Raw genomic sequence first — 23,074 nt, 5'->3', positions numbered from 1 at the left:
AAAGCCTATTCCATCCCTTTGCCTGGGCAACCTTAGGCATATGGAGATGGATGGGCTTTTTTATTTTGAAAAAATACACTGAATCCAAAACGGGAGGTTCGATAAATGGAAGCTGCCTTGAAGGAAACCAAGGTTAAAACGAGTGAAGTGAGCGGCGCAGACTTGCTGCTAAAGGCTCTGGAAAAGGAAAACGTCGAAGTCATTTTCGGCTACCCAGGAGGAGCGGTCCTCCCAATCTACGACAAACTCTATGATTCTAAGATTCTTCATGTACTGCCAAGGCATGAACAGGGGGGAATCCATGCTGCTGAAGGATATGCACGGATCAGCGGGAAACCGGGTGTGGTCATCGCAACTTCTGGTCCTGGCGCGACAAACATTATCACCGGCATTGCCGATGCGATGATGGACTCGCTGCCGCTGGTTATTTTCACCGGCCAGGTCGCGACAGGCGTCATCGGTACAGATGCCTTCCAGGAAGCTGACATACTGGGAATCACTACCCCGATCACGAAGTACAACTATCAGGTCCGGGAGATCAAAGATATACCACGGATCATCAAGGAAGCTTTTTATATTGCAACAAGCGGCAGGCCTGGTCCGGTGGTCATCGACTTCCCGAAGGATCTTGCGGCGGGATTATTGGCAGAACTGGAGCCGGCAGACCAGGAAATCCATTTGCCAGGTTACCAGCCGACAATCGAGCCGAATTTCCTGCAGGTCAGAAAGCTCTCTGAAGCTGTCAGTAAGGCAAGAAGACCAGTCATCCTCGCTGGCGCTGGCATCCTTCATGCAAAGGCATCGACTTTGTTAAAAGAATATGCCGAACAGCAGAACATCCCGGTTGTTCATACACTGCTGGGATTGGGAGGATTTCCGGCAGGACATGAATTGTTCACGGGAATGGCTGGGATGCATGGCTGTTATACGGCCAACATGGCTCTCTATCATTGTGACTTGCTGATCAATATCGGAGCACGGTTTGATGACCGTCTCACAGGGAACCTGCAGCATTTCGCGCCAAAAGCAACTGTCGCCCATATCGATATCGACCCTGCAGAGATCGGCAAGAACGTCCCTACGCAAATTCCGGTTGTAGGAGATGCGCGGGAAGCGTTAACACAGCTGCTCAAGCTCGAGGGGAAACCACCGGAGCATCAAGAATGGATTGAAACACTTGGGTCCTGGAAACGAGATTATCCTTATCAGTACGAAGACAATGACGTCCTTAAACCACAAAAGGTCATGGAACTGCTTTATGGAAAAACGGCAGGCGAAGCGATTGTCGTTACCGATGTCGGTCAGCATCAAATGTGGGCAGCTCAATACTATCAGTTTAAAACAGCTGATCGATGGGTCACCTCAGGGGGACTCGGAACAATGGGATTTGGACTTCCGGCAAGTATCGGAGCACAGCTGGCAGACCCGCAGGCTTGTGTAATCGCGGTCCTCGGTGATGGCGGATTCCAGATGTCGACCCAGGAACTTGCGGTGATCGCCGAATTCCAGCTTCCAATCAAGATTGCGATTTTCAATAACAAGGCACTCGGGATGGTGAGGCAATGGCAGGAGATTTTTTACCAGGAAAGATATTCACACAGCAAAAACCCGGTACAGCCATCCTTTGTGAAACTGGCTGAAGCATATGGCATCAAAGGGTTTGAAATCAACTCCGAGGCTGAAGCGCATGCCATCCTGGATGAAGTGCTCAATGACAATGAACCGGTTCTGCTCGATTTCAGGGTCGATGGAGCGGAGAATGTCTATCCAATGATTGCCCCGGGAAAAGGAATCCACGAAATGGTGGGAGTGAGGAAATGAAACGAATCATAACGATGACGGTCCTGAACCGGCCCGGAGTCTTGAACAGGATCACCAATCTTTTTACAAAACGAAATTACAATATTGAGAGCATTTCGGTCGGACTTACCGAGCAGGAAGGCGTTTCGCGGATGACCTGCGTCGTGCATGTTGAGAATGACAGCATGGTTGAGCAGATTACAAAGCAGTTGAATAAGCAGATTGATGTGCTGAAGGTGGCGGATATCAGCGACCAAGCGATTGTCGCCCGCGAGCTGGTTCTTGTAAAAGTACCAGTCCTTCCCCAGAACAGGGCAGAAATCTATTCTATCATTGAGCCATTCCGGGCTTCGGTGATTGATGTCAGCAAGGATAGTATCATCATTCAACTGACAGGTGAAACGGAAAAAATCGAAGCGTTTATCGATTTGATCAAACCATATGGAATCAGGGAACTGGCCCGGACTGGGACGACTGCATTCCCACGGGGTAACCAGCGTACCAATCAGCAAAAAACATTTTCTTTTGTCTGATCAAAGGCTCTTTTCTCAAACTTTGTTGCTATTGTCTACAAAATAGAATTGAATTACCTAAGATTATTCACACAATTAACGCTTATGCTGAGAAAAGAGCTTGCAAACTTAGTACCGACATACAAAATGGCTATTATCACGTTAAAATCGGCTTTAGGATTTTAACAACAATCTATACGAAAACAGCCAATCAAAAACAAATTTTTTTAATAGAAAGGAAGAGGGAATATGGCGGAAATGTACTATAACGGTGATGCGAATGAGGCTTATTTCAACGGAAAGAGAGTTGCGGTGGTCGGGTATGGCTCACAGGGTCATGCGCACGCACAGAATCTACGTGACAGCGGTGTGGAGGTTGTCGTTGGCTTAAGGCAAGGAAAGTCTTGGGAAAAAGCTGTTGAAGATGGATTTGAGGTCAAGACAGTTGCAGAAGCGGTTGCCACATCGGATGTAGTCATGGTGCTTTTACCGGATGAGCGTCAGACAGCGGTCTACAAAAATGAAATTGAACCCCAGCTTTCTAACCAGGCTTTGATGTTTGCCCACGGTTTCAATGTCCATTTCAACCAGATCGTGCCGCCGGAAACTTGTGATGTCTTGCTGGTCGCACCAAAAGGGCCGGGACATCTTGTCAGAAGGACTTACGAGGAGGGAGCTGGCGTACCAGCATTATTCGCTATCCATCAGGATGTATCGGGAGAGGCGAGGGAACTTGCGCTCGCTTATGCTAGAGCGATCGGGGCATTAAGAGCAGGAGCGCTGGAAACAACCTTCAAGGAAGAAACGGAGACGGACCTGTTCGGGGAGCAAGCAGTGCTTTGCGGAGGGCTGACTTCGCTCGTGAAAGCGGGCTTTGAAACGCTTGTCGAAGCAGGATACCAGCCGGAGCTGGCCTATTTTGAAACGATGCATGAACTGAAGCTGATCGTAGATTTGATGTATGAAGGCGGACTTGAGGGAATGCGCTATTCCATCTCTGACACGGCACAATGGGGCGATTTTGTCAGCGGGCCAAGGGTCGTCAATGAACAAGTGAAAGCGGAAATGAAAAGGGTTTTGACAGACATCCAGGAAGGAACCTTCGCAAAAGGTTGGATTGCAGAAAATGAAAAAAACAGACCGGTCTTCAATGCGGTCAATGAAAAAGAAAACAGCCACCAGATTGAAGTGGTGGGAAGAGAACTGAGAAAGATGATGCCGTTTGTCAACAAACAAAAGCAGAGAGAAGTGGCTGCCAGTGCGAAGAATTAAAATCTTTGATACGACGTTGCGGGATGGTGAGCAGTCAGCCGGAGTCAATTTGAATTTTACAGAAAAATTAGAAATCGCCAGGCAGCTTGAGCGGTTGAATGTCGATATAATTGAAGCCGGATTCCCGGCAGCTTCCAAAGGGGATTTTGCCTCGGTTGCCGAAATTGCCCGTGAGATCAAGGGAAGTTCGGTGACGGGTCTGGCACGCTCGGTTTTAACGGATATTGATGCTGCTTGGGAAGCGCTGAGATATGGAGCGGAGCCGAGGCTTCACCTTTTCATCGCAACTTCTCCGATTCACAGGGTGCACAAGTTGAAGCAGACAAAAGAAGAAGTGGTCGAAACAGCGGTACGGACCGTTAAATATGCGGCAGCCAAATTCCCGGTCATTCAATGGTCTGCGGAGGACGCATGCCGCACCGAGCTTGATTTTCTTGCAGAGATTGTTGAAGAGGTAATCCAGGCAGGGGCGAAGGTGATCAATATTCCTGACACTGTCGGATATATTTCGCCGCAGGAATATGGCCAGATTTTCACTTACTTGCGTGAGCATGTTCCTTCTATTAGTAAAGTTGAACTTTCAGCGCATTGCCACGATGACCTCGGGATGTCGATTGCGAACTCCCTTGCCGCTGTATCTGCAGGAGCTTCGCAGGTGGAAGGAACCATAAACGGAATCGGCGAGCGGGCCGGGAATGCAGCACTAGAGGAGTTCGCTGTTGCCCTTCATATCCGTAAAGATTTTTACGAAGCCGAAACAAGGATGAACCTCAAGGAAATCAGCAGAACGAGCAGCCTTGTCAGCAAGCTGACGGGAATGGCGGTTCCGGCGAACAAGGCGGTTGTCGGCCGGAATGCCTTTGCACATGAGTCGGGAATTCACCAGGACGGTGTGCTGAAAGAGAAAACGACTTATGAAATCATTTCTCCTGAGCTAGTTGGCTTGCAGAATAATTCAATGGTCCTCGGAAAACATTCAGGACGCCATGCTTTCCGGAACAGATTAAATGAAATCGGGCTATCGGTTCCGGAGCACGAAATCAATCATTTATTCTCTGTATTCAAGGAGCTGGCTGACAGGAAAAAGGAAATGACCGATGATGATCTTGCAGCCATCATCCTTGAAGAGAAGCTGTCAAAAGAACAGCAGTATTACCGGCTTGAATCCATTCAGGTCCAGTACGGGACCAACCAGGTACCTACCGCAACGGTCACCCTGTCTGGCTGTCAGAATGAAAAAATCCAGGAAGCTTCAACAGGTTCCGGAAGTATCGAAGCTTTATATAATACGCTTGAAAAATGCATGGAAGAAACAGCGAGTTTGCTAGATTACCGGATCCAGTCAGTCGGGGCGGGCAGGGATGCTTTGGCACAGGTTTACGTGAAACTGGATTTCGGGGGAATGGAGACAAGCGGAAGAGGCCTCGCACAGGATGTGCTTGAAGCTTCAGCGAAGGCTTATCTCAATGCTGTCAACAGAGTCCTATATATGGAAGAAACAAAGAAGGTTGCCGTTAACGGTTAATCAAAAACTACTAAAAAAGTGGAGGCGAGTGTAATGGAAAAAAGGATCGCAATCCTGCCAGGAGATGGCGTAGGCAAAGAAGTAAGCAGGGGGGCGGTCACCATCCTCCAGGCAGTGGCTGAGCTTTTCGGGCATAAATTCCAATGTGTATATGGAGAAATTGGCGGTGCAGCCATCGATGAATATGGAACCCCGCTTCCCGAGCACACCCTGGATCTCTGTAAAGCCAGCGATGCTGTACTTTTAGGAGCAGTAGGCGGCCCGAAATGGGACCGAATGCCAGGACATATCCGCCCGGAAAAAGGCTTGTTGAAAATCAGGAAAGAGCTCGGATTATACGCCAATGTCCGCCCGGTCCAATATTACTCCAGTATTTCCGGAGTATCACCGCTTCGCAAGGAAGTCGTCGAGGGAGCTGACATGGTAGTCGTCAGGGAACTGACAGGCGGGCTTTACTTCGGGAAGCCGAGTGAGCGGACAGTCCAAAAGGGTGAAGCTTCCGTAGTAGATACTTTGTTTTACCAGAAAAATGAGATGGAGAGAGTCATTCGCTATGCATTTGAGCTGGCTGCCACACGCAAAGGCAAGGTCACTTCCGTGGATAAAGCCAACGTCCTGGAATCAAGCAGGATGTGGCGGGAAACTGCTGAAGAAATTGCGAAGGAATTCCCGGATGTCAAGCTTGAACACATGCTCGTAGATAACGCAGCGATGCAGTTGATCAAAAATCCGCGGCAGTTCGACGTGATGGTTACGGAAAATATGTTTGGAGATATTTTAAGCGATGAAGCCTCGGTGCTGACAGGGTCACTTGGCATGCTGCCGTCAGCCAGCGTTTCAGTCCAGGGACCATATTTATATGAGCCAATCCATGGTTCAGCACCAGATATCGCCGGAATGAATGCCGCCAACCCAATCGCGATGATCCTTTCAGCTGCGATGATGCTGAGGATGTCCTTTGGGATGGAGGAGGAAGCGGAAGCAGTCGAGAACGCCGTGAAGCAGGTCCTTGAATCGGGAAGCAGGACACGGGATATCGCTGTAACCGGGAGCTTCCCGGTCACAACTGAACAAATGGCCGAAGAAATCAAAGCAGCATTGCTCGATAATGAAGCGATTTTCAATATCATGGGCGCTTACGCCTAAGCCAGTTTAGAGGAGTAATCTTAAGCTGGATAAAGGAAAACAGTTCAACCTATTCAAAGAACAATGAAAGGGGAGGGTATTTTGGGGAAAACGATCATCGAAAAAATCTGGGAGAAGCATGTTGTCCATCAGGAAGAGGGCAGGCCTGACCTGCTGTACATCGACTTGCATCTTGTCCATGAAGTGACCTCCCCGCAGGCATTTTCAGGGCTGAGGATGAAAGGCCGGACAGTTAGGAGGCCTGACCTGACGTTTGCGACGATGGACCACAATGTTCCTACCATTAATCGCAAGGAGATCAATGACCAGGTTGCGAGGAACCAGATGGACACATTAAGGGATAATTGCGAGGAGTTTGACATTCTGCTTGCTGATCTTGACAGCCCGGAACAGGGAATCGTCCATGTCATCGGCCCTGAGCTCGGATTGACGAAGCCGGGGATGACCATCGTCTGCGGGGACAGCCATACATCGACACATGGCGCCTTCGGTTCACTTGCCTTCGGAATCGGAACAAGTGAGGTGGAGCATGTTCTTGCAACGCAAACGCTCTGGCAGACTAAACCGAAAACATTGAAAATCGAAGTTTCCGGTTCGCTCGGGCCGGGGGTAAGCGCCAAGGATGTCATCCTTTTCATCATCAGTCAATATGGCGTCAAATTCGGTACTGGATATGTCATCGAATTTTGCGGCGATGTGATCAGGAATATGTCGATGGAAGAAAGGATGACCCTTTGCAATATGTCGATCGAAGGCGGGGCAAAAGCATCAATCGTTGCTCCTGACCAGAAAACTTTCGCCTATCTTAATGGAAGAAAGTATGTTCCAGAGGGAGATGCATTTCTCGATCAGATCCGTGAATGGCAGCAGCTTGCCTCTGATGAAGATGCAGAGCATGATGATGTGATAGAGGTTGATGGAAGTGAGATCGCGCCGATGGTCAGCTGGGGTACGAATCCGGCGATGACGGCCCCGGTGACTCACAGAGTGCCATATTTGGCAGAATGTGAAACGGAAGCAGAAAAGAAATCCGTTCAAAGAGCATTTGAGTATATGGGAATTGAAGAAGGCCAGCTTATTAAAGATATCCATGTGACGAAAGTGTTCATCGGTTCCTGCACGAATTCAAGGATTGAAGACCTGCGGACAGCCGCTGAGATTGTCAAAGGCAAAAAGGTCGCTGCCGGAGTTAATGCGATCGTCGTACCTGGTTCGCAGCAGGTGAAAAAGGCAGCAGAAGAAGAAGGCATAGCCGCTATTTTTATCGAAGCAGGATTCGAGTGGCGGGAATCGGGCTGCAGCATGTGCCTAAGCATGAATGCAGATATCGTACCAGCCGGTGAGCATTGCGCCTCGACATCAAACCGGAATTTCGAAGGAAGACAGGGTGCAGGGGCGCGGACACATCTAGTCAGCCCGGCCATGGCTGCTGCAGCTGCACTTCATGGACACTTTGTCGATGTCAGGACGCTCGCTGGAGTAACCGTATAGGTGATTTTTTACCAAAAAGTGGTTAATGATGCAATTATTGACCCTGAGTGTGCAATTAATGGATATATTGGTGCAATTACTGGCACACAAGCTGCAATTATCGCATCTTTTCGTGCAAATATCGCTTATAAGTAAGAGGATAATTTTTTCCAGATGGGAAAATAGCTGCAAAATTGCTTGGGAACTCAAAGGAATTTCTTGAAATTTCATACAAAATGAAGATTTTTCGATGAAAGGAGCCTGAAATGTCCAGTTTTAAAGAAATGACAGGAAAAGCCGCTGCAATGGACCGAACCAATGTGGACACAGACCAGATCATACCGAAGCAATTCCTGAAAAGAATCGAGAAGACCGGGTTTGGTCAGTATTTATTTTACGACTGGCGCTTCAAGCCAGATGGGGAGCCGGATGAAAAGTTTGAGCTCAACCATCCTGCCAGCCAGGGGGCATCGATTTTGATCGCCAACGAAAATTTTGGCTGCGGCTCATCCCGGGAACATGCGCCATGGGCATTGCAGGATTATGGTTTCAGGGTGATCATTGCTCCATCTTTTGCAGACATTTTCAAACAGAACTGCCTGAAGAATGGTATTCTTCCGGTTGTATTGTCTGATCAGGAAGTATCCTATTTGCTCGGAAAAGCAGCAGGACGGGAGTATGAACTGACCGTTTCGCTGGAGCAGAAATGTGTGTATGACAAAGAAGGTTTCAAAGCGGAGTTCGAAATCCACCCATACTGGTATAATATGCTCCTGAACGGGTGGGACGAAATCGAATTGACTCTCCAGCTTGAAGGAAGCATTAAGGAATATGAAGATAGAGTGGCGGTAACAGGGTCTTAGTTTTCTGTCCAGGCCAGCACATAATCCAAAAATAATTGATTGATTCACAGGCGCTGCTTGTGAATCTTTTTGTTTTTTTCGAAAATCATGCTACACTTTCTAAAAAGCTGAAGTGCTGACCATTATAGCTATTTTTTAAAAAGTAAGGCGGTATGCATATGAAAAAACGGGATGCAAATATGGATAATGTGATCCTGTTTCCTGGTGTGGGAAAGCGGCTTTTGGAAAAAGGCCTGGATTATTTAAAACAGCAAAAATACCGGGATGCCATTCAATACCTGGAGCAGGCTCTGGAGCACGAACCTGAGGACAGCGACATTTATGTAGCGCTCATTCTCGTCCATTCTGAAACAGGGAACCACAAGCTGGCCAAGGAAATTGCAGCGGAAATGCTAAAGAGCGGCCGGGGTGATTATATTCAGGTCATCGAATTGTACCTGATGATCCTCGTCCAATTGAATGAATACCGTGAAGTCGTTACCACTGTTGAAGCACTGCTCGAAGATCGGGAAATCCCACCGGATAAGCATGAGCATTTTGTCCGGATGCTCGAGTTTGGGAGAAAGATGCAGGATTTACCTGAAACGGAAGAGATTCACGAAGAAGAACTTCAAATTGACGATGATGAACTAGAAGAACAGGAACTCAATCTGTTTGACACGAAAGACATCAATAAACAGGTGATCGCTCTAGCCAGCCTCACGAACGTGAATATTCGTCCATTCATCAAAGTCCTGCAAAACTATGTGTTATCAGAAGAAGGCCATGCATTTTTGAAAACCATGACAGTGAATATATTGAGGGAACAAGATTTTTCAAAAGAATTTGGAGTAAGTAAGTTTGGCTGGACCGAATCCTTTATTCCAGCTCAATTGCCTGATGTCAGGGAGTATATCGAGGAAAGCGGAGTTCTTCAGCTATTAGCTGATGAAATCGAAAATGATGATCCAGTATTGTTTGAACAGGTGCAAAGCTTGGTTGAAAGGTATTTTTTCCTGATTTATCCTTTTGAAAATCCTGTCGGCGAGCCTGCTGCCTGGGCAGCTGCGATTCATTTCATTGCCAACGAGTACTACGGATTTGAGGATCCGCTGGAGGATTTCGCAGAACTTTACGGCAGTGCAGAAGAAGAAACAGCAAAGGTTCTTGAGTTTATCAGGGAGCTAGAAGAAATTTCTTACCCGATAATATAGTCCAGGCTGTTGAAACGAAATAATCCTGTGTTATAATGTAGTGGTTGTATTATGTAAAAATCATTCTATTTTACATTTAATCTGGAATATTGCTTGGTTAACAAGAATATTCATCGTCGAATGAAAATGACAATAGATTATTGTTGGAGGGAACTATATGTCTGCAAAGGTAGAAAAAAGAGAAGGGAACCAAACGGTTCTAACAATTGAAGTAGATGCAGAAAAGGTCAATAAAGGTCTTGACGCTGCATTCCAGAAAGTCGTTAAGCAAATTAACGTACCAGGATTCCGTAAAGGGAAAATGCCTCGCCAAATGTTTGAAAAGCGTTTCGGCGTAGAGTCTTTATATCAAGATGCAATTGATATCCTTCTTCCAGAAGCATATGCAAGTGCAATCGACGAAACTGGTATCGAGCCAGTTGACCGTCCTGAAATCGATGTTGAGCAAATCGAAAAAGGCAAGAGCCTGATCTTCAAGGCAACTGTAACAGTTAAGCCAGAAGTAAAGCTTGGGGAATATAAAGGACTTGAAGTAGAAGCATTCGATACAAACGTAACAGATGAAGAAGTAGATAATGAATTAAAAGCAATGCAAGAAAAGCAGGCTGAGCTTGTAGTTAAAGAAGAAGGCACTGCAGAGAATGGCGACAATGTTGTCATCGATTTCGAAGGATTCGTTGATGGCGAAGCTTTCGAAGGCGGAAAAGCTGAAAACTACGCACTTGAACTTGGATCAAATTCATTCATTCCTGGATTCGAAGAACAGCTAGTTGGAACAGCTACTGGCGAAGAAAAAGATGTAGAGGTTACTTTCCCTGAAGAGTACCATGCAGCTGAACTTGCTGGTAAGCCTGCAACTTTCAAAGTGAAAGTACACGAAATCAAAGGTAAAGAGCTTCCTGCTCTAGATGATGAGTTCGCTAAAGATGCTGACGAAGAAGTTGAAACTTTAGAAGAGCTTAAGACGAAGATCAAAGATCGTCTTGCACACGATAAATCACACCAAAAAGAACATTTCGAACGCGACACTGTTGTAGAAAAAGCAGCAGCTAACGCTGAAATCGAAGTTCCTGAATCAATGATCAACACTGAAATCGACCGCATGGTGAACGAATTCGAACAGCGCCTGCAAATGCAAGGCATGAACCTTGACCTGTACTACCAGTTCTCTGGTCAAGATGAAGCTGTTCTTCGTGAACAAATGAAAGAGGAAGCCGCTACACGCGTACGTGTGAACCTGACTCTTGAAGCAATCGCAAAAGCTGAAAACATCGAAGTTACAGATGAAGAAGTAAGTGCAGAGCTTCAAAAAATGTCTGAAATGTACAACATGACTGCTGACCAAATCCAGGCAGCACTAGGCGGAAGCCTTGACGGAATCAAAGGCGACCTTCAACTGAAAAAAGCAGTTGATTTCCTTGTAGAAAACAGCAAGACTGTTGCATAATATTAGAAAAGCGTAAGCGCCTTGGTCAGCCCCGACAAGCACTGGAGGGCCGACCGGTGAAGTCGTTCTTTGACCTCATTGGCCGGACCGAATCCGAAAAGTATAGCCGACTGCCCAGAAACGGAGAAACTGGAGACTCGGACAAAGAAGCGCTTTTTGCTTCTGCCGGCGGAGTTGAAGTTTCGGAGTTTCTAGGAGGCGACACTAGACAAGTGACTCGAGGGGCTAGGCGATGAAGCTAGACATTTCTCAAAGTGAATTTTATAATTAGTATATAAGATAGAAACAAGGCGCGAGTGAATCGTGCCTTGTTTTCTACAATTATCACCATTATACATACATAATTTTTTAGCAATTTCCATTAAGCCGATTTAATGGCCGGATTTATGGTTAAGATGATTTAGTACATATTTTTTTCGATTCATAAGCGCGAAACAAAAATGGCCGAGGGTTATTATTTCCTGTACCCTGGCAAAATATGATACAATGCAATACATACCTGCTACAATGCAGCAGAAAAACCGTTACTTAACTGTTCGTTTGCTTATGAATCGCAGCTTTATATATGATTTTGAAGTTCTCAAGGGGTGAAGGCATTGTTCAAATTTAATGATGAAAAAGGGCAGCTCAAATGTTCTTTCTGCGGCAAGACACAGGATCAAGTCCGCAAATTGGTAGCCGGTCCAGGTGTCTATATCTGTGACGAGTGTATTGAATTATGCACAGAAATCGTTGAAGAAGAACTTGGTACTGAAGAAGAAGTTGAGTTCAAGGATGTTCCAAAGCCACAGGAAATCCGTGATATCCTTAATGAGTATGTAATTGGCCAAGACCAGGCGAAGAAAAACTTGTCTGTAGCCGTTTACAATCACTATAAGCGAATCAACTCAAACAGCAAGATCGATGATGTTGAACTTTCGAAAAGTAATATTGCGATGATCGGGCCAACTGGAAGCGGTAAAACTTTACTTGCCCAGACTTTAGCTCGTATTCTCAATGTACCGTTCGCAATCGCGGATGCAACATCATTGACAGAAGCAGGATATGTCGGTGAAGACGTTGAAAATATCCTGTTGAAACTGATCCAGTCAGCTGATTACGATGTGGAAAAAGCTGAAAAAGGGATCATTTACATCGATGAAATCGATAAGATTGCCAGAAAATCCGAAAACCCTTCTATTACAAGAGATGTTTCCGGTGAAGGCGTACAGCAGGCATTATTGAAAATTCTTGAAGGAACAGTTGCGAGCGTACCGCCACAAGGTGGACGAAAGCACCCTCATCAAGAATTCATCCAGATTGATACAACGAATATCCTGTTCATTTGCGGCGGGGCATTCGATGGTATCGAGCAAATTATCAAACGCCGCCTAGGCCAGAAAGTAATCGGCTTCGGCTCTGAGAAAAAAGAAGAAGATCTAGACAAGAAGGAATTGCTTTCAAAAGTGCTTCCAGAAGACTTACTGAAATTCGGCTTGATCCCAGAATTCATCGGCCGTCTTCCGGTTATTGCCAGCTTGACTCCGCTTGATGAAGAAGCGTTAGTCGAAATCCTGACAAAACCGAAGAACGCACTTGTAAAACAGTATCAAAAAATGCTTGAGCTGGATGATGTCGAGCTTGACTTCGAAGACGATGCACTCATTGAAATTGCCAAAAAGGCAATCGAACGCAAGACAGGTGCCCGCGGACTTCGTTCCATCATCGAAGGCATAATGCTTGACGTCATGTTCGATCTTCCTTCACGCGATGATATCGTAAAATGTATCATCACTAAGGAAACAATCGAAAACAACATGCCGCCAAAGCTAGTGCTAGAGGATGGCACAGTCCTGAAAGACGAAAGAAATTCAGCATAATGCTTGTTAAATCCCGGTGATTATTCACCGGGATTTTTTTCTATATTTAATCCCCTTTGAAAATTAGATTGGTGTCAGTATCTGGGCGAAGTTCGGACAGATTTAGAGGCAGAAAGAGAAAAGTAGTCCGAGAATCAGCCTCTCTTCGGACAGGTTCAGAGGTAAATGAAAAAAAGTTGTCCGAACTAAGGCAAACTTCGGACAGGTTTGCTGATTTAACATGAAAAGCTGTCAAAACAACTACAATCATGAACGAAAAACACCTTCATTCCCCGCCGTACCAAGCTTTCTTCACATGGAAAATTTCACATGAAAATATTGTTTATTCCAACACGCTCAGGGGGATACTAGGTTAAAGCGAATAGTATCAACTTACGGGAGGGAATGTACATTGAGTTGGACCGGAATCGCCTTATTTATACAGCTTTTTTTCGGTATCATCATCGGGCTGTATTTCTGGAATTTACTTAGGAATCAGAGGACGCAAAAGGTATCGATTGATCGGGAATCCCGAAAGGAAATGGAACAGTTAAGAAAGATGAGGTCGGTGTCACTGAGTGAGCCGCTTGCTGAAAAAGTCAGGCCAGCAAGCTTCAATGATATTGTCGGGCAGGAAGATGGAATCAAGGCATTGAAGGCTGCTTTATGCGGGCCTAATCCGCAACATGTCATCATTTACGGTCCACCTGGAGTCGGTAAAACGGCGGCGGCGAGGCTGGTTTTGGAAGAAGCGAAGCAGAATCTTAAATCTCCATTTAAGAAATCATCGGTGTTCGTGGAGCTGGACGCCACGACTGCACGCTTCGATGAAAGAGGAATTGCGGATCCGTTGATTGGTTCGGTGCATGACCCGATCTATCAAGGAGCCGGAGCAATGGGACAGGCCGGTATTCCTCAGCCTAAGCAGGGGGCGGTGACCAACGCGCATGGCGGAGTTTTGTTCATCGATGAGATCGGTGAACTGCATCCAATCCAGATGAACAAGCTTTTAAAAGTACTGGAAGACAGGAAGGTATTTTTAGAGAGTGCGTATTATAATGAGGAAAACACGCAGATCCCGAGCCATATCCACGACATCTTCAAAAATGGGCTGCCGGCTGACTTCCGTCTTGTAGGCGCTACGACTAGAACTCCAAACGAAATCCCTCCAGCAATCAGGTCAAGATGCATGGAAGTATTTTTCCGCGAGTTAACCCAGGAAGAAATATCCGAAGTGGCAAGGAATGCAGCTGAAAAAGTAGAGTTGTCCATGAGTGAGAAAGCAATTGAAATCCTCTCCAATTATGCCCGGAATGGCCGTGAAGCCGTCAATATGGTGCAGATCGCAGCAGGTCTTGCGATTACGGATGAACGGACATACATCAAGGAAGAGGAAATTGAATGGGTCGTCCATTCAAGTCAGCTGACACCAAGGATGGAAAGAAGAATAAACGAAAAGTCAGCGGTAGGGCTTGTGAATGGCCTGGCTGTCTATGGCCCGAACACTGGCGCACTCCTTGAAATCGAGGTCACGGTCATCAAGGCGAAGGAGAAAGGGTCCATAAATATCACTGGCATCGTAGATGAAGAGAGTATTGGCGGCCAGGGGAAATCTATCCGGCGAAAGAGCATGGCGCGCGGTTCGATTGAAAATGTCATAACTGTCCTCAGATCGATGGGCGTACCGGCAGATGATTTCGACATCCATGTCAACTTCCCGGGCGGTACTCCGATTGATGGCCCATCGGCCGGAATTGCGATGGCAACTGGCATTTATTCAGCCATCTATAAAATCCCGATGGACAATACTGTCGCGATGACAGGTGAAATCAGCATCCATGGCAATGTGAAACCAATTGGCGGTGTCTATCCAAAAGTTAAGGCCGCGAAAAAAGCGGGCGCCAAAAAGGTCATCATTCCAAAGGAAAATGTGCAGACCATCCTGAATGAAATCACTGGGATTGAAATCATTCCAGTCACCCATCTGGATGAGGTCTTTGAAATCGCTTTGCTAAAAGAGCATCCGAGAGAGCAGATCATCAAGGCTGCGAGTGATTTAACACAAAAAGAAACTAGCTGAATGGATGAAAAAGAACGCGTGCCTGCGTTCTTTTTTTATGTCGTTGTTTCAGAAATCAAAACGGGTTTATTTCTGGCTGAAAAAGGAAAAGGGTTTGTAGCTGTATTTAAAACTTTGATTTTAACTTCAAAGTCAATCATGATTCGGACATATTTTAACAGGATTATCAGGATACTAATCATTAGGACGAAAACAGGGCAATGCGCTCTAGATATTAGACACTTGAAAATAAATACGATAGAATTGAACAACAAAGTATTAAAATGCTAATGGTTTGATACAATGCATGTTGGAGGTGCAATGTCATGGTGAACAAGAATGAGTACACTGTCCCTCTCCTGCCGCTGCGCGGTTTGCTTGTGTATCCGACGATGGTCCTGCATCTGGATGTAGGCCGGGAAAAATCGGTACAGGCACTGGAGAAGGCGATGGTGGACGACCATTTGATCTATCTTACTACCCAAAAAGATATATCCATAGATGAACCGGGCGAGGAGGACCTGTACCAGATGGGCACGCTAACCCGCGTCAAGCAGATGCTGAAGCTGCCTAACGGAACCATCCGCGTGCTGGTAGAAGGTTTGTCCAGAGCTGAGATCATTGAGCTTTTCGATGAAAATGATCATTTTTCCTGTAAGGTCAGGACGTTCGAAGACGATGACACGAAGGATGTCGAAGATGAAGCATTGATGAGAACGATGCTTGAGTATTTTGAACAATACATAAAGATGTCGAAGAAGATTTCTGCAGAAACGTATGCATCCGTTTCAGATATCGAAGAACCTGGAAGGATGGCGGATATCATCGCGTCGCATCTTCCTCTCAAATTGAAGGAGAAGCAGGAAATCCTTGAGACGATCGACATTAAGGAACGGATGAACCGTGTCATTGAAATCATCCACAATGAAAAAGAGGTGCTTGGCCTCGAGAAGAAAATTGGCCAGCGCGTAAAACGTTCCATGGAACGGACCCAGAAGGAGTATTACCTTCGTGAGCAAATGAAGGCCATCCAGAAGGAGCTTGGCGATAAGGAAGGCAAGACTGGCGAAATAGCCGAGCTTACCGAGAAAATCGAGCTTGCCGGAATGCCTGAACATGTGAAAGAAACGGCATTGAAGGAACTTGACCGATACGAAAAAGTGCCGACAACCTCTGCTGAAAGCGCGGTAATCAGGAATTACATTGAATGGCTGATTGCTTTGCCATGGTCAAAATCCACCGAGGATGACCTTGATATCAGCAAAGCGGAGAAAATCCTTGATAAGGACCATTACGGACTGGAAAAAGTGAAGGAAAGAGTCCTTGAATATCTGGCTGTCCAGAAGCTGACGAATTCACTGAAAGGTCCGATCCTTTGTCTGGCTGGACCTCCAGGGGTAGGGAAGACAAGTCTGGCCAAGTCGATTGCCAAGTCCCTGAACCGGAATTTTGTCCGCGTCTCCCTGGGCGGAGTGCGGGATGAGTCAGAAATCCGCGGCCACAGAAGGACCTATGTAGGTGCGATGCCTGGTCGGATCATCCAGGGAATGAAAAAAGCAGGAACCATCAACCCTGTTTTCCTTCTAGATGAAATCGACAAGATGTCCAGCGATTTCCGTGGCGATCCATCTTCGGCGATGCTTGAGGTACTGGATCCGGAGCAGAATCATAACTTCAGCGACCATTATATTGAAGAGACGTATGATCTCTCTAAAGTCATGTTCATCGCTACAGCCAATAATCTCTCCACTGTCCCAGGGCCGTTGCTCGACAGGATGGAGATCATCAACATTGCCGGCTATACCGAGCAGGAAAAGCTGCATATTGCCAAGGATCACTTGCTTCCTAGACAAATCAAGGACCATGGTCTGTCAAAATCCCAGCTTCAAATGAAGGATGAAGCCATCACGAAGGTGATCCGTTATTATACCCGTGAATCTGGTGTCCGTTCACTGGAAAGGCAGTTGGCGTCAATTTGCCGGAAAACGGCGAAGATCGTGGTTTCCGGATCAAAAAAGCGCGTGATTGTGAGCGAGAAGAATGTCGAGGAATTCCTTGGCAAAACCAAGTTCAGGTATGGACAGGCTGAATTGGAAGACCAGGTAGGCGTTGCAACCGGACTCGCCTATACCACGGTTGGCGGAGATACGCTGCAGATCGAAGTTTCTTTATCTCCAGGAAAAGGGAAACTTGTCCTGACTGGAAAGCTTGGGGATGTGATGAAGGAATCTGCGCAGGCAGCATTCAGCTATGTCCGTTCAAAAGCGAAGGATCTGGACATCGATCCGGATTTCCATGAGAAAAATGATATCCACATCCATGTCCCTGAAGGTGCAGTTCCTAAAGATGGACCTTCGGCGGGGATTACGATTGCTACTGCACTCGTTTCGGCTTTATCAGGAAAGCCGATCCGCAGGGAAGTGGGAATGACAGGAGAAATAACATTAAGAGGGCGGGTTCTGCCGATTGGCGGCCTCAAGGAAAAATCTTTGAGTGCGCACAGGGCAGGTCTGACAAAGGTTATTTGTCCAAAAGATAATGAAAAAGATATTGATGATATTCCTGAAAGTGTACGTAAGGAGCTTGAATTTGTGTTAGTTTCGCATGTAGATGAAGTATTGAAGCACGCTCTTGCCAGCGGTGATTCACAATGAAGGTAAATAGCGCAGAAATCGTGATCAGTGCTGTAAGGCCGAACCAGTATCCGGAAAGCAATCTTCCGGAGTTCGCCCTTGCAGGACGGTCGAATGTTGGTAAATCTTCTTTTATCAATAAAATGCTTAACAGGAAGGCACTTGCCAGGACTTCCTCGAAGCCAGGCAAGACACAGACCTTGAATTTTTACTTGATCAATGAAATGCTGCATTTTGTTGATGTTCCAGGATACGGATACGCTAAAGTATCGAAATCCGAACGTGAAGCATGGGGGAAGATGATCGAGACCTACATCACTTCGCGTGAGCAGCTGAAAGCTGTGCTGCTGATCGTCGACCTGAGGCATCCGCCTTCAAAGGATGATGTCATGATGTATGATTTCCTTAAGCATTACGGCATCCCGGTCATCATCATTGCCACGAAAGCGGACAAAATTCCGAAATCCAAATGGCAAAAGCATTTGAAGATCACAAGAGAGACACTTGATCTGGATCCTGAAGATAGTATCATCCTTTTCTCTTCAGAAACAGGTGAAGGGAAAGACAAGGCGTGGTCCGTCATGGGAAGCTTCATGAAATAAAGTGAATCTGAATAAGGAAAACCCGCACCAAGATCGACATCAGTGCGGGTTTTCCTTATTTTTTCTTAATGAATAACAAGTACAGTCCAATCAATATCAATGCAGCAGGCCAGAATCTCCATGCTGTCGAAACTCCATTTTCCAATAAACCGAGCCATTCAGTGACTCTGTCATAAAACAGCAGCAAACCTGCTAAAATGAGAAAGAGGACTCCGTGGAACAAGCCGTTGCCGGTCTTCTGATAACGAAGCAAGAAACCGAGGGCGATGATCAAGATGAAGGCACCAAGATGATCGGGCCACAGCTCGAACTTATTGACCACATGAAAGTGGACACCGAATCCAACCAGGATCACACCTGGGAAGATGGATTCATAATCCCTGCCCCAATATCCCTGGACCAAAAAGGCGGCGCCGACAATGATCAACAGGGTCGGCCACGTATAAAACTCATTGAACAGCGCAATTTTTTCCTGCTGAAGATAAAAATAGACCCCAAAACCGATCAAAATCATTCCGGGGATGATTTTCTGATTTTTCATTCTTCCACCACTTCCAATAAGGCTCACTTGAATTAAAGGACAAACTTTGATAAGGTACATTAGGGAGTATGTTTAGTTGCTTTATAGATAGTATATAAGTATAACGAACATACAGGCAAAAGTGTTTATTTAATCAATGTCAATATAAATGTAATTTCAAGAGTTGTTCACATTTACAACGTTAAAAGTGGAAAAACTCATGTATAATTGCCTTAGCCAATTATGCAATTTCTATGTGGGGGTGTCAATTCATAATGCATATTATCGTAGTCGGTCTTAACTATAAAACTGCCCCTGTCGAAATCCGCGAAAGGTTGACATTCAATGAAGGAAATCTGGAGGAAGCAATGAGTGCTCTCCAGCAAAAGAAGAGTATCCTTGAGAATGTCATCGTATCAACTTGCAACCGTACAGAAATATACGCCGTTGTGGATCAGCTTCACACTGGCAGATATTATATCAAAGAGTTTTTATCTGAATGGTTCGGGATCCCTCAGGCAGAATTCACGCCATTTTTGTTCATCTACGAACAGGATGGGGCTATTGAACATTTATTCAAGGTGTCATGCGGCCTTAACTCAATGGTACTGGGTGAGACCCAGATCCTTGGTCAGGTGCGTTCAAGCTTCATGCTTGGCCTTGAAGGCAACACGACTGGAACTGTTTTCAACCAGTTATTCAAGCAGGCTGTCACACTGGCAAAACGAGGCCATTCCGAAACGGATATCGGCGCGAACGCTGTATCGGTCAGCTATGCGGCTGTTGAACTTGCCAAGAAGATTTTCGGCACTCTGGACCAGAAGCATGTGCTAATCCTTGGTGCTGGCAAGATGGGTGAACTGGCGATCCAAAACCTTCATGCAAATGGAGCGAGGAAAGTGACGGTCATCAACCGTACCTATCAGAAGGCTGAAGATTTGGCGAACCGCTTTTCCGGAGTTGCCAAAAGCCTGGAAGAGCTCCAGACTGCGCTGGTGGATGCGGATATCCTGATCAGTTCCACAGGAGCGAAGGATTTCGTTGTCACTAAGGAAATGATGGCGAACGTGGAACAGAAGCGAAAAGGGAAGCCGTTATTCATGGTGGATATCGCTGTTCCTCGTGATCTTGATCCGGAAATCGCTACACTGGAAAATGTCTTCCTTTATGATATTGATGACCTGGAAGGAATTGTCCAGGCGAACCTTCAAGAACGCCAGAAGGCAGCAGAGAAGATCCTGATCATGATCGAAGGCGAAATCGTCCAGTTCAAGCAGTGGCTGAACACGCTTGGTGTTGTGCCTGTCATTTCTGCCTTGAGGGTCAAAGCACTTTCTATCCAGGAAGAGACGATGATGAGCATTGAACGCAAGCTGCCGCATCTATCCGACCGGGATAAAAAAGTGCTTAACAAGCATACGAAAAGTATCATCAACCAGCTTCTGAAAGATCCGATCCTGCAGGCGAAGGAGCTTGCGGCCGGACCGGATGCGGAAGATGCTCTCGATCTTTTCGTCAAGATTTTTAATATTGAACAGCTGGTCGCAGAACAAGAAGGAATGAAAACGGCTGAGACAAAGCAGGCAAAAGTTCCTTCGCCTCAGGCTTCTTTTCAGCCGTAAGAGAGGTGTTGCCCATGGGTGATCTTTATATAACGCGTCTCCATGAAATAACGATTGTGATTTATGCGGCCAGCGTGCTCTTATATTTCATTGATTTTCTTAACCGTAACCGGAGGGCGAATAAAGTTGCCTTCTGGTTACTTGCATTTGTATGGGGATTCCAGACAGTTTTCCTGGTGTTTTACATGATCGGCACTGGCCGGTTCCCGGTCCTTACTCTTTTTGAGGGGCTCTACTTTTATGCATGGGTGCTGGTGACGCTGTCGCTGGCCATCAATAAACTGCTGAAAGTGGATTTTATTGTGTTTTTCACGAATATCCTCGGGTTCATCATCATGGCAATCCATACATTCGCACCGGTGCAATTTGACTCGAATGTCATGTCTGAGCAGCTCGTATCAGAGCTCCTGCTCATCCATATCACGATGGCGATCCTGTCGTATGGGGCTTTTTCCATATCATTCGTCTTTTCGCTGCTATATCTTCTCCAATATGACCTTTTAAAGAGGAAAAAGTGGGGTAAGCTGTTATGGAGGATATCAGATTTATCACGGCTTGACTACTGGTCTTACATATTGAACGTCATTGGGGTGCCGATGCTGATACTCAGCCTGATCCTTGGGCTGCAATGGGCATGGATCAAGGTTCCCGATCTTGAATGGTATGATGCCAAGCTATTAGGGTCCTTCATCGTCCTGGCAGTCTACAGCATCTACCTGTATTTGAGGGTCGGCAAAGAGATGTATGGAAAATCGCTTGCGCTATTGAACATTGCATCGTTCCTGATCGTATTAATTAACTTCTTTCTTTCTGGAAAGTTATCATCTTTCCATTTTTGGTATCAATAAATAGGAGGCTGTCATGAGAAAAATTATCGTTGGCTCCAGACGGAGTAAGCTGGCATTGACACAAACAAACTGGGTGATACAACAGCTTAAAAATTTAGGTGCTCCATTCGAATTCGAAGTGAAGGAAATCGTGACCAAGGGGGATAAGATTCTCGATGTCACTCTTTCTAAAGTCGGAGGAAAAGGGCTTTTTGTAAAAGAAATCGAGCAGGCCATGCTTGATAAAGAGATTGATATGGCTGTACATAGCATGAAGGACATGCCGGCAGTATTGCCGGAAGGACTGGTTATCGGGTCGATCCCAGAGCGTGAAGACCACCGTGATGCCTTGATTTCAAACGGCCATGTTTCTTTCAAGGACTTAAAGCCGGGTTCTGTCATCGGCACAAGCAGCCTGCGCAGAAGTGCACAGCTTCTGGCCCAGCGTCCGGATCTTGAAATGAAATGGATCCGCGGAAATATCGATACAAGGATCTCTAAGCTTGAAACAGAAGACTATGATGGTATCATTCTCGCAGCAGCCGGTTTGAAGCGGATGGGATGGGCAAGCGATGTCGTCACAGAATTCATCGATCCAGATATCTGTGTGCCAGCAGTCGGACAGGGTGCGCTATCAATCGAGTGCCGCGGCGATGATACAGAGCTTCTTGAGCTTCTCGAAAAGTTCACTTCGAAAGAAACAAGTGCGACAGTTCGGGCAGAAAGGGCATTCCTTCATAAGATGGAGGGCGGCTGCCAGGTTCCGATTGCCGGATATGCCTACCTGAATGACCAGGAAGAAATTGTCATGACAGCCCTTGTTGGATCTCCTGATGGAAAGACGATCATCAAGGAGCAGGTAACTGGAACAAATCCAGAGGAGCTTGGAGAACTTGCGGCTGACAAATTGATCAGCCAGGGTGCCAAGGACTTGATCGATAAGGTGAAACAGGAGCTCGAGAATGAATGATAGCGCCTTTTTCGCTGCAGAATAGAACCGTAATGATTCCCAGGGGAAAGGCCCATGCAAAGCCTTTCTCCGAATTGGTTTCAAGAAATGGAGGGATTCCTGTGGAAATCCCTCTTATTGCCTTTCAGCCGGTTGCAGCTTCGGAAAAGTTGCTTCATGCACTTGCAGGATTACATACTTATGATTGGATCATCTTCACCAGCAATGTAACGGTGGAAACCTTTTTTTCCTTTTTTGAAAAAAATAGCCTGTCCCTGCCTAAAATAGCGGTTATTGGCGACAAAACGAAAGCTTCCCTTGAAGAAAGGGGAGCACAGGTGGATTTCATGCCTGAAGAGTACGTAGCAGAAGGATTTGTGGAAGCGTTTTTGCCACATGTGAAAGCTGGCGACAAGATCCTCATCCCAAAAGGGAACCTGGCCAGGGACTATATCTCCTCATCCTTGAAGGAAATTGGCGCGCTCGTGGAAGAACTCATTATCTATGAGACCTATCTTCCGGACGAAAGCAGGGATAAGCTCGTTCAGATGCTAAGTGAAGAAAGACTTGATATACTTACATTTACAAGCCCTTCTACGATTGATCATTTTATGAAAATCGTCGAAGAACATCATTTAAGGCATAAGCTGGAACATTGCCTCATTGCCTGCATCGGTCCGGTGTCCAAAAGGAAGGCAGAAAAATGGGGATTAAGGGTCCATTCCACGCCTGAAAAATACACAGTCGAAGAGATGCTGAAAAGCATTGCACAGTATATACAAATTGGAGGGTAATA

19 protein-coding genes and 1 other annotated feature (1 of these 20 cut by a window edge) are annotated in these 23,074 nt (G+C 46.2%); of the genes, 18 read left to right on the top strand and 1 reads right to left on the bottom strand.

The window, feature by feature from the left end; genetic code table 11:
* Positions 1-21, top strand: a binding site (T-box leader); it begins 217 nt to the left of the window's first position.
* A gap of 84 nt (positions 22-105) precedes the next feature.
* The 14 genes from ilvB (at position 106) to yihA (ending at position 18,360) form a co-directional block, all read left to right on the top strand.
* On the top strand, positions 106-1,821 hold the full coding sequence (ilvB, locus tag ACNAZ4_RS13730; RefSeq protein WP_415815105.1) for an acetolactate synthase large subunit: 1,716 nt from the start codon (positions 106-108) through the stop codon (positions 1,819-1,821).
* Positions 1,818-2,333, top strand: a complete 516-nt coding sequence (gene ilvN / locus ACNAZ4_RS13725; protein ID WP_415815104.1) for an acetolactate synthase small subunit — start codon at positions 1,818-1,820, stop codon at positions 2,331-2,333. Before ilvB ends, ilvN begins: the two co-directional genes overlap by 4 nt.
* A gap of 228 nt (positions 2,334-2,561) precedes the next feature.
* The gene (ilvC, locus tag ACNAZ4_RS13720) at positions 2,562-3,584 is read left to right on the top strand and encodes a ketol-acid reductoisomerase (RefSeq protein ID WP_415815103.1); all 1,023 of its coding nucleotides are present in this window, start codon (positions 2,562-2,564) and stop codon (positions 3,582-3,584) included.
* Positions 3,571-5,109, top strand: a complete 1,539-nt coding sequence (locus tag ACNAZ4_RS13715; protein WP_415815102.1) for a 2-isopropylmalate synthase — start codon at positions 3,571-3,573, stop codon at positions 5,107-5,109. Before ilvC ends, ACNAZ4_RS13715 begins: the two co-directional genes overlap by 14 nt.
* Positions 5,110-5,142: 33 nt before the next feature.
* Entirely contained in the window at positions 5,143-6,255 is a 1,113-nt protein-coding gene (gene leuB, locus ACNAZ4_RS13710) for a 3-isopropylmalate dehydrogenase (protein ID WP_415815101.1), read from the top strand.
* An 81-nt stretch (positions 6,256-6,336) separates the two neighbouring features.
* Positions 6,337-7,746, top strand: a complete 1,410-nt coding sequence (gene leuC, locus ACNAZ4_RS13705; protein WP_415815100.1) for a 3-isopropylmalate dehydratase large subunit — start codon at positions 6,337-6,339, stop codon at positions 7,744-7,746.
* The gene (locus ACNAZ4_RS13700) at positions 7,747-7,881 is read left to right on the top strand and encodes a hypothetical protein (RefSeq protein WP_415815099.1); all 135 of its coding nucleotides are present in this window, start codon (positions 7,747-7,749) and stop codon (positions 7,879-7,881) included.
* 110 nt (positions 7,882-7,991) lie between these two features.
* Positions 7,992-8,588 carry a 3-isopropylmalate dehydratase small subunit gene (leuD, locus tag ACNAZ4_RS13695; protein WP_415815098.1) on the top strand — a complete coding sequence of 199 codons (597 nt, stop codon included), beginning with the start codon at positions 7,992-7,994 and terminating at the stop codon, positions 8,586-8,588.
* 158 nt (positions 8,589-8,746) lie between these two features.
* On the top strand, positions 8,747-9,781 hold the full coding sequence (locus ACNAZ4_RS13690; RefSeq protein WP_415815097.1) for a tetratricopeptide repeat protein: 1,035 nt from the start codon (positions 8,747-8,749) through the stop codon (positions 9,779-9,781).
* A gap of 157 nt (positions 9,782-9,938) precedes the next feature.
* Positions 9,939-11,228 (top strand): trigger factor, encoded by a 1,290-nt coding sequence (gene tig / locus ACNAZ4_RS13685; protein WP_415815096.1) that lies wholly within the window; start codon positions 9,939-9,941, stop codon positions 11,226-11,228.
* Positions 11,229-11,824: 596 nt separating this feature from the next.
* Positions 11,825-13,087 carry an ATP-dependent protease ATP-binding subunit ClpX gene (gene clpX / locus ACNAZ4_RS13680; protein WP_415815095.1) on the top strand — a complete coding sequence of 421 codons (1,263 nt, stop codon included), beginning with the start codon at positions 11,825-11,827 and terminating at the stop codon, positions 13,085-13,087.
* Positions 13,088-13,478: 391 nt separating this feature from the next.
* Positions 13,479-15,146 (top strand): ATP-dependent protease LonB, encoded by a 1,668-nt coding sequence (gene lonB / locus ACNAZ4_RS13675; RefSeq protein ID WP_415815094.1) that lies wholly within the window; start codon positions 13,479-13,481, stop codon positions 15,144-15,146.
* Between the two features lie 305 nt (positions 15,147-15,451).
* Positions 15,452-17,779 (top strand): endopeptidase La, encoded by a 2,328-nt coding sequence (gene lon, locus ACNAZ4_RS13670; protein ID WP_415815093.1) that lies wholly within the window; start codon positions 15,452-15,454, stop codon positions 17,777-17,779.
* Positions 17,776-18,360 (top strand): ribosome biogenesis GTP-binding protein YihA/YsxC, encoded by a 585-nt coding sequence (gene yihA, locus ACNAZ4_RS13665; RefSeq protein ID WP_415815092.1) that lies wholly within the window; start codon positions 17,776-17,778, stop codon positions 18,358-18,360. The genes lon and yihA overlap by 4 nt, the downstream gene beginning before the upstream one ends.
* A 55-nt stretch (positions 18,361-18,415) precedes the next feature.
* Here yihA and ACNAZ4_RS13660 read toward each other — a convergent pair whose 3' ends face one another.
* Positions 18,416-18,901, bottom strand: a complete 486-nt coding sequence (locus ACNAZ4_RS13660; RefSeq protein ID WP_415815091.1) for a LiaI-LiaF-like domain-containing protein — start codon at positions 18,899-18,901, stop codon at positions 18,416-18,418.
* 254 nt (positions 18,902-19,155) lie between these two features.
* Between ACNAZ4_RS13660 and hemA the strand changes: the two genes are divergently transcribed.
* From hemA to ACNAZ4_RS13640, 4 genes are read left to right on the top strand one after another with little or no spacing between them, the layout of a single operon-like run.
* Positions 19,156-20,502 carry a glutamyl-tRNA reductase gene (gene hemA / locus ACNAZ4_RS13655; protein WP_415815090.1) on the top strand — a complete coding sequence of 449 codons (1,347 nt, stop codon included), beginning with the start codon at positions 19,156-19,158 and terminating at the stop codon, positions 20,500-20,502.
* Positions 20,503-20,516: 14 nt separating this feature from the next.
* Positions 20,517-21,350, top strand: a complete 834-nt coding sequence (locus ACNAZ4_RS13650; RefSeq protein ID WP_415815089.1) for a cytochrome C assembly family protein — start codon at positions 20,517-20,519, stop codon at positions 21,348-21,350.
* A gap of 13 nt (positions 21,351-21,363) precedes the next feature.
* The gene (gene hemC, locus ACNAZ4_RS13645) at positions 21,364-22,299 is read left to right on the top strand and encodes a hydroxymethylbilane synthase (protein WP_415815088.1); all 936 of its coding nucleotides are present in this window, start codon (positions 21,364-21,366) and stop codon (positions 22,297-22,299) included.
* A complete protein-coding gene (locus tag ACNAZ4_RS13640; protein ID WP_415815087.1) occupies positions 22,296-23,072 on the top strand; it encodes a uroporphyrinogen-III synthase in 777 nt (258 codons plus the stop codon). The genes hemC and ACNAZ4_RS13640 overlap by 4 nt, the downstream gene beginning before the upstream one ends.
* Positions 23,073-23,074 lie beyond the last annotated feature (2 nt).

This window comes from Mesobacillus thioparans, assembly GCF_965138835.1.
Taxonomy (GTDB): Bacteria; Bacillota; Bacilli; order Bacillales; family Cytobacillaceae; genus Mesobacillus; species Mesobacillus thioparans.
Note: the sequence above shows the minus strand (reverse complement) of the source record. Positions and strands in the feature narration are given on the sequence as shown.

Coding starts and splice junctions, on each gene's coding strand:
- ilvB (WP_415815105.1), top strand. CDS start 106: ATGGAAGCTGCCTTGAAGGAAACCAAGGTTAAAACGAGTGAAGTGAGC.
- ilvN (WP_415815104.1), top strand. CDS start 1,818: ATGAAACGAATCATAACGATGACGGTCCTGAACCGGCCCGGAGTCTTG.
- ilvC (WP_415815103.1), top strand. CDS start 2,562: ATGGCGGAAATGTACTATAACGGTGATGCGAATGAGGCTTATTTCAAC.
- leuB (WP_415815101.1), top strand. CDS start 5,143: ATGGAAAAAAGGATCGCAATCCTGCCAGGAGATGGCGTAGGCAAAGAA.
- leuD (WP_415815098.1), top strand. CDS start 7,992: ATGTCCAGTTTTAAAGAAATGACAGGAAAAGCCGCTGCAATGGACCGA.
- ACNAZ4_RS13690 (WP_415815097.1), top strand. CDS start 8,747: ATGAAAAAACGGGATGCAAATATGGATAATGTGATCCTGTTTCCTGGT.
- tig (WP_415815096.1), top strand. CDS start 9,939: ATGTCTGCAAAGGTAGAAAAAAGAGAAGGGAACCAAACGGTTCTAACA.
- lon (WP_415815093.1), top strand. CDS start 15,452: ATGGTGAACAAGAATGAGTACACTGTCCCTCTCCTGCCGCTGCGCGGT.
- yihA (WP_415815092.1), top strand. CDS start 17,776: ATGAAGGTAAATAGCGCAGAAATCGTGATCAGTGCTGTAAGGCCGAAC.
- ACNAZ4_RS13660 (WP_415815091.1), bottom strand. CDS start 18,901: ATGAAAAATCAGAAAATCATCCCCGGAATGATTTTGATCGGTTTTGGG.
- hemA (WP_415815090.1), top strand. CDS start 19,156: ATGCATATTATCGTAGTCGGTCTTAACTATAAAACTGCCCCTGTCGAA.
- ACNAZ4_RS13650 (WP_415815089.1), top strand. CDS start 20,517: ATGGGTGATCTTTATATAACGCGTCTCCATGAAATAACGATTGTGATT.
- hemC (WP_415815088.1), top strand. CDS start 21,364: ATGAGAAAAATTATCGTTGGCTCCAGACGGAGTAAGCTGGCATTGACA.
- ACNAZ4_RS13640 (WP_415815087.1), top strand. CDS start 22,296: ATGATAGCGCCTTTTTCGCTGCAGAATAGAACCGTAATGATTCCCAGG.